This is a genomic window from Kitasatospora sp. NPDC050463 (assembly GCF_040655255.1).
In the GTDB taxonomy this organism is placed as follows: Bacteria; Actinomycetota; Actinomycetes; order Streptomycetales; family Streptomycetaceae; genus Kitasatospora.
In genome coordinates this window covers 1-6,843 of sequence record NZ_JBFAJO010000162.1, presented here as the reverse complement: position 1 = coordinate 6,843, position 6,843 = coordinate 1, and the positions used below count along the sequence as shown (strand labels likewise).

The following is a 6,843-nucleotide window of genomic DNA, read 5'->3' as shown; positions in this document are numbered from 1 at the left end:
GCCGCCCTGCGCGTACCTCATGCCCCAGGGCTACCGGATCCACAGCCCCACCGTCAGGCGAACAGCCCCGACATCACCCAATCAAGTTCAGTACGCCCAGGCCGTTGCCGAGACCAAATCCTTCAGCGCCGCCGCACGCGCCTACGGCGTCACGCAGCCCGCCCTGTCCAACGGCATCGCCAAGCTGGAGGAGCGCCTCGGCGACAAGCTGTTCGACCGGTCGCCGCGCGGCGTGACCCAGACCGCCTTCGGCGCCCGGATCCTGCCCCTGATCGAGCGCACCCTCGTCGCACTCGACGCCGTCGCGGCGGAGGCCAGGCGGCTGAACGAGCCCGGCGAACAGAAGGTCCGCATGGGCGTCTCGCCCCTGATCGGCTCACACCTGGTCGCCCGGGCCTTCAGCATGGTCCAAGGCCTTCCTGTGCCCCGCGACCTGGTGCTGCGCGAGGCCAACATGCAGGAACTGCGCGAATGCCTGCGGACCGGACAGCTCGACGTCATCCTCATCCCGGCCGTGACCGCGATGCCGCGCTACGAGCACCGGGTCATCGACGTCGAACCGATCGTCGTCGTCAGCCCCGACACCGCGGAGCCGACCCCGCTCGAACTCGAAGACGCCGGCAAGGAGTGCTTCATCCTCGTCCCCGACACCTGCGGCCTGACCACGTTCACCACACAGCTCTTCCAGGCCAACGCGATGCCCCTGCGCACCTATCCGGGCGAGGCCGCCAGCTACCGAGTCCTGGAGGACTGGACGAAGCTCGGCCTGGGCTCCGCCATGGTCCCCCGCTCGAAGCTCACCTCGCCCGACGTTCCCCACCGGCCGCTGATGGACGGGGGACGCGAGGTACAGATCTCCTTCGAAGCCGTCTGGAGTGCCGACTCCCCACTCGCGGCCGACCTGCTCCAGCTTGCCGACAGCCTCGCGGCCGCCCGCCGCTAGCCATACGCATCCCTTATAGCCCGATTCAACCAGATCCTCTACCGGGCCCTCCCGGGAATGCCTAACTTGGCAGGCATGTCGCGGCACCCGCCGCTGCACTCCCTCTCTGCCAACCGAGCGAGGCATAGCCATGGCATATCTTGAGGTCATGCTGCAGGCGGACAAGGCTGACCGAGTCGCGGCGGCCAGCGTGTACGACGAGTACAAGCAGCCGTTCCTGGACACCGTCGCAGGCGCCACCAGCAAGCAGCTCCTCGTTCGCGACGAGGACATCCAGGTTCTCCACGGGTTCGAGACCGTTGCCGCCGCGAAGGCGTACCTGGCGAGCGACCTGTTCACCTGCGACGTGGTCGGCGGTCTGTCCCCGCTACTGAAGGCCGCCCCCGAGGTGCGCCTCTACGACACCACCTGATCGCTCTCAAGGCGTAGAGCCGGCCAGATCCAGCCACCGCCCGAACCACCCTGCACCCTGCCGATGGGCTGCAGCAGCCCCGCCGCCCTCTGCGGCCCCAGAGTGGGGCTGTGCGCTAGCCGTCGGCATCGTCCGTTGCCCCATCGGCTTCGGCCCGCATCCGCGCCAGCCCCGGTTGCCACTGCCTGGGCCCGGCCGACGCCGACTCAGCGCCAGCGCCCACGCACCCGTCGAACACGGACACCTCCTCGCCGGTTTCAGGCCCGCGATGCTCACCATCGCCACGCCGGCGCTGCTGGGCGTCCTGATCAGCCTGCCGCGCATGGCGAAGAAAACCACCCGTACCTGACCGGGCCACCAGGCCACTCTCCCAAGAAACGACAGGTGGAGTCATGCACGAACTCCAAGCACTGCTGCGCGAGTACGACCGCGCCCGCGCCTACACCGACGACCTGTGGAAGGACCTCACCCTGGACGAGGTGACCTGGCGCCCGCACGAGAACTCCAGCGCCATCGGCTGGCACCTCGGCCACCAGGCCCACGTCGCCCACTTCATGATCCGCAACCTCACCGCGGCCGAGCCCAGCCCCGACCCGGAACTGGACGGGCTGATGGACTCCGCGAACCCGGAGAAGTTCCGCGGCGCCCTACCCACCGTCGAACGGCTCACCGCGTTCCGCGACACCGTCGCCGAACGCGTCCACGCCCGCATCGGTGACATCGCCGCCGGCAAGGTCGGCGCCCCCACCCAGCTGACCATCGTCGCCCACCACCTGCTGACCACCCTCATCAACCACGAGTACCAACACGACCAGTGGATCAGCGAAGTCCGGGCCGAAAACCTCGGCCACGCGCTCCCGCCCGACCCCGCCTCGGGCCGGCTCAGCCGCGTCGACGGCTACCTCGTCTGCAACCCCTACATCTGACTCCCACCCGAAAACCCCCACTCCTCCCATCCGGGATCTCACAACAGGAGCACCACATGGCCAGCACCACCCTCGACTTCACCGGCCAGAAGGTCATCGTCATCGGCGGCACCAGCGGCATGGGTTACGCCATCGCCCGCCGCGTCCTCGATGCCGGCGGCACCGCCGTTGTCACCGGTCGCAGTCAGTCCAACGCCGAAGAGGCGGCGGCCGCGCTGTCCACCCACGGCAAAGCTTTCGGCCTGGCCGCCGACCTCGCCGACCCCGCGGCCGTCGACGGTCTGCGCGCTGTCCTCACCGAGGAGCACGCCGACGCCACCCTCCTGGTCAACGCCGCCGGTGTCTTCGCCCCGAAGTCCTTCCTGGAGCACTCGTCCGAGGACTACGACCGCTACCAGGCGATCAACCGCGCGTTCTTCTTCCTCACCCAGACCGTAACCGCCAACATGATCGCCCGCGGAGCCAAGGGAGCCGTCGTCAACATCGGCTCCATGTGGGCGCACCAGGCCATCGCCGCCACTCCGTCGTCCGCCTACTCGATGGCCAAGGCGGGACTGCACTCGCTGACCCAGCACGTCGCGTTGGAGCTCGCCTCGTACGGCATCCGCGTCAACGCGGTCGCCCCCGCCGTCGTCCGCACGCCGATCTACGAGGAGTTCATCCCCAAGGCGGACGTCGACTCCGCGCTCGACGGCTTCAACGACTTCCACCCGCTCGGCCGCACCGGCACCCCCGACGACGTGGCCGCCACCGTCGCCTTCCTGCTGTCGGACCAGACCGACTGGGTCACCGGCGCCGTCTGGGACGTCGACGGCGGCGTCATGGCCGGCCGCAACTGACTCCGCGCAACCCGCACCCCTTCACAGCCCCGGGCGGCAGCGCCCGGGGTCCGGATCACAGCTGACTTCGCGGGAGTAAACATGTCCTACCACGAGCACAACGACCACCAGTACGCCAAGAACCTCCGCGCCGGCGCCCCGGCGGCGTTCAAGGCGTTCATGGCCTTCGACCAGGAGGCCCTCTCCGGAGCCGGGAAGGTCATCCCGCGCAAGTACACCGAGCTCATGGCCGTGGCCGTGGCACTGACCACGCAGTGCGCCCACTGCGTCGAAGCGCACACCAAGGCTGCGCACGCCGCGGGCGCGACCCAGGAAGAACTGGCCGAAACCACCATGATCGCGGCCGCCCTTCGCGCCGGCGGCAGCTACGCGCACGGCTTCATGGCGATGAAGTTCTTCGAGCAGTCCGAGCAGGCGGCCTCGGCCCAGTAACCGCTCCTGCCCTGGCGGTCCCGCAAGAGAACCGCACGGGTGCGCTGCCGACCCCACACCCGCACGACAACGCGTCACAGCTCGTTGTCTACGCCCCACTGACGGAGACAACACCATCGGACCGGCCCCGATACCGTCCACCTCATGAGGAGCCCCGCCAGAGCGTAGGAGCACCCCGCCCGCGAAGTCCGACGGGACTACCTGCCTACGGACGGGTACCGCGGCACCGGGCGGGGCCGATGCGCCCCGCCCCGCCCGGCAGCCCATTGAGATTTCGGTGCGCCGCATCGGGTGATCCGCGAGCCCACCGATCGGAAATGCGGTAATACCGGCCAGCGACAGCCGAGCCGTCAAATGGGGCCGCACTCTACGCAGTCGGCCACCTCCGCGGCCTGGATCGGTGCTACCCGCCAGGCCAACCGGGCGTGCCTGCCCGGACGGTGCCGTGACCCGCGCCTATGTGAGCAGAACACCCCGTTCAACGGCGTCGTGCGCCGCAGCGTCTCCCTGCACTCCGCACCAAACCGCTACCCACCTCGCCCCGCCAGGGCGGCGAAGACCTGAAAGATGAGCCGTCCCGCGGTAGTCATGATGTCCAGACGCTCTGACCCGGACCGACAACCACCGCGTCGCCCCTCCGCATCCCGTCTCCGATCACGACCCTTGGGCCGAACCCGAAGTCGACCGGATCGAGCTGCCCGGGCTGGCAACGACTGCAAGCCAGCCACCCCCTGCTCTCGCCGACAGCGGTGTCGCCCCCATCGGGCTCCGCGCCTGACCCACCTATGCGAGTGCTCCCGAACCGTCCGAACGGCTCGGGAGCACTCGCATCTGCACGGGTCCCTGACCAGGGTTCCTGGCCCGGACGAAGATACCTACTGCGGAAGAACACCGGATGGCCGCCGGGTACGCCCGGCCGCTGGCGGCAGGGGAGAAGCTCTTCGCGAGGCAGGACGCTGCCAAGGCGAAGGAGGCGGCCCGAATCGAAGCCAACCTCGCCAAGCGTCAGGCGGCCCGCGAGCGCCGGCACAGCAGCGCCGACGCGCGCAGGAACGGAGCAGCGTCTGCAACGCGACGCCCTGAAGCGGTGGTTCGGCATGACCGGGAGGGCCACCTACCTGACTTCTGCCACGTGACCAGCTCGGCGATGAACGCCCGGCACCACAACCCGGTGGCGTCTCGTGAGGGCCGAGTAGAGGACTTTGGGCATCCATGTCGTCTGCGCTGCGCAAGAATTGACGTTCGTTCCGGTGTCTTCGTTCAGTGCGGGGTTGCCCGGGGGGAGCCCATCCGGCGTGAGGAGATCTGGCTTGACCGTCTCATGGGATCTGCTGATATCCACCGCAGGTGGTGTCACCGCGACGGTCGTGGGCGTCATCGCAGGCGGTGTCGTCGGGCGTCGCGGCCAGCACCGGCAGTGGCTGCAGGGGACGCAGACCGCCGCCTACGAGAAGTTCCTGCAGGCGTTCGGTGCCGTGGAAGCGGAGCTGCGCGAGGCATTCCTCGACGAGCGAAGGCCCGCCGTCGACTGGGTGTCGTTCGTGGCCGCCCAGCACTCAGTCAGCCTCGTTGCCGACCCGGCGACCAGCGCAGCAGCCGAGCGAGTCTGCGAGATCCTGGAGGACTTCACCATCCTCTTCCATGGTCGCCAGCCGACCGACCTCGAAGAACTGCGGCCGATTCATACCGCGTTGGGCGAGGCTCATCTGAGCTTCGTCAATGCGGCGCGCTATTCCCTCGCCCCCTCCCAACGGCGCCTGGCCCGATCACTGGGCGGCCCCTCGCCCTGGCGGGGCGTCGAGTCCTTCTACACCCGACCTGACAGAAGCCTCGACTGAGCGTCGGCAGGATGTCCGACTGAGAGGATGTTCTGTGCGAACTGGGCGAGGGCCACTGCAGCTACGACTTCTTCGCAAAGTGCCCCCATCGCCTCGCCTGCGCCCGCTGCCCGTTCTACGTGCCCAAGGACACCACCCGGGGCCAGCTGCTGAACGTGAAGGACGGCATCCAGCAGATACTCGACCAGCTCGACCTGACCGCAGACGAACGCGAAGCCCTGGAATGCGACTGTGAGGCCGTGGAGGCACTTCTCGATCGTCTGGCCAACGTTCCCACCCCGGCCGGCCGGACGCCGAGCCAGCGCGGCGCTCAGAAGACGTTGATACCCCTCACCGCTCTCACCGGTGGACCTACGTCGGCTTCAGGACGAAGCACAGGAGGTGGCTCGTGACGCCGAGGAGCATGCCTCTACTCGGCCGCGTCTGGGGCAGCCCTTTGGGCGTAGAAGGACACCACTCCGCGCCACGGCGACGGGCCACCCAGCGTCTGGTCGAGATGCTCTTGCGACGGGTCGAGCGAGCGTCGAGCCGCGTTGACGAACTTCAGGTGCGCCTCCTCAAGAGCGCCGTGAATTGGCCGAAGCTCCTCCAGGTCGGTGGGCTGGCGGCCATGGAACAGGATCGTGAAGTCCTCCACCACGTTGCAGAGCTGCACGGCTGCGGTGGCGGCCTCGCGAGTCGCAACCAAGCTCAACGACTGAACGCCCGCATTGAACGGCCCCCATACATGGGTAGCAGGCTGGCGCTCCTCGAGGAACGCTTCACGCAGCTCGGCTTCCACGGCACCGAACGCCTGCAGAAACCTCTCGTAGGCAGCGGTCTGTGTCCCTTGCAGCCACTGCCGGTTCTGGCTGCGCCGCCCGACGATCCCGCCTGCGATGACGCCCACGACGGCGGCGGCGAGGGTGCCTGCGCTGGATATCAAAAGGTCCCACGGGACAGCCAAGTCAGTTCCCTCTCAAGCTGGATGGGCTGTTCAAGCGAGCGCTTGTTCACTCTAGAGTCCCAAGGTCGCGTCGCGCACCGCTCCACTTTCACCCCCCTGTCAATCCCCCAGAGTCGTAGAGAGCTTCCTTATGCGGTCCGGTCCTGCTGAAGGTGCTCGGTGCGCGCCTTGCTGATGATCCGTTCGACCTCGACGGGTGGATGGTCGGCTGCCAAGGTGTGCCTGCGACGGGTGTTGTAGAAGTCTGTGATCCAGGTGGCAATCTTGATCCTGGCCTGGTCCCGGGTGCTGAAGTGCTGCCGGTGGATGTAATCGACCTTGATCAGCGAGTTGAAGCTCTCGGCAGCGTTGTCCAGAGCCGAGCCCATTCGCCCCATCGACTGCACCACGCCCAGGCGGTCACAGAGGCCGTTGTGAACCGCCCCGGGTTCGATAGAGACCTCAGCTTGTGGTTGTGACCTGTGGTTTTGCAGTTGTGAGGTGGTAGGTGTTCTCGTACTCGACGGG

General features: G+C 67.9%; 9 protein-coding genes. 7 read left to right on the top strand and 2 right to left on the bottom strand.

Annotation, left to right across the window (positions count from 1 at the left end):
- Positions 1-19 precede the first annotated feature (19 nt).
- The 7 genes from AB0J08_RS40725 (at position 20) to AB0J08_RS40695 (ending at position 5,782) form a co-directional block, all read left to right on the top strand.
- Positions 20-943 carry a LysR family transcriptional regulator gene (locus tag AB0J08_RS40725; protein WP_360644975.1) on the top strand — a complete coding sequence of 308 codons (924 nt, stop codon included), beginning with the start codon at positions 20-22 and terminating at the stop codon, positions 941-943.
- A gap of 148 nt (positions 944-1,091) precedes the next feature.
- Positions 1,092-1,355: a hypothetical protein gene (locus tag AB0J08_RS40720; RefSeq protein WP_360644972.1), complete on the top strand. Its 264-nt coding sequence runs from the start codon at positions 1,092-1,094 to the stop codon at positions 1,353-1,355.
- Between the two features lie 392 nt (positions 1,356-1,747).
- Positions 1,748-2,281: a DinB family protein gene (locus tag AB0J08_RS40715; protein WP_360644969.1), complete on the top strand. Its 534-nt coding sequence runs from the start codon at positions 1,748-1,750 to the stop codon at positions 2,279-2,281.
- A gap of 56 nt (positions 2,282-2,337) precedes the next feature.
- Positions 2,338-3,120, top strand: a complete 783-nt coding sequence (locus AB0J08_RS40710) for an SDR family oxidoreductase (protein ID WP_360644966.1) — start codon at positions 2,338-2,340, stop codon at positions 3,118-3,120.
- A gap of 81 nt (positions 3,121-3,201) precedes the next feature.
- Positions 3,202-3,552 (top strand): carboxymuconolactone decarboxylase family protein, encoded by a 351-nt coding sequence (locus AB0J08_RS40705; protein ID WP_360644963.1) that lies wholly within the window; start codon positions 3,202-3,204, stop codon positions 3,550-3,552.
- A gap of 1,310 nt (positions 3,553-4,862) precedes the next feature.
- Positions 4,863-5,390 carry a hypothetical protein gene (locus AB0J08_RS40700; protein ID WP_360644960.1) on the top strand — a complete coding sequence of 176 codons (528 nt, stop codon included), beginning with the start codon at positions 4,863-4,865 and terminating at the stop codon, positions 5,388-5,390.
- 119 nt (positions 5,391-5,509) lie between these two features.
- A complete protein-coding gene (locus tag AB0J08_RS40695; RefSeq protein WP_360644957.1) occupies positions 5,510-5,782 on the top strand; it encodes a hypothetical protein in 273 nt (90 codons plus the stop codon).
- A 17-nt stretch (positions 5,783-5,799) separates the two neighbouring features.
- On the opposite strand, the gene AB0J08_RS40690 is transcribed toward AB0J08_RS40695, so the two are convergent.
- Both AB0J08_RS40690 and AB0J08_RS40685 read right to left on the bottom strand, forming a co-directional pair.
- Complete coding sequence (locus AB0J08_RS40690; RefSeq protein WP_360644954.1) at positions 5,800-6,279, bottom strand: hypothetical protein; 480 nt, start codon at positions 6,277-6,279, stop codon at positions 5,800-5,802.
- 185 nt (positions 6,280-6,464) lie between these two features.
- Positions 6,465-6,843: integrase core domain-containing protein (locus AB0J08_RS40685; RefSeq protein ID WP_360644951.1), on the bottom strand; the 379-nt coding region annotated here is incomplete at its 5' end.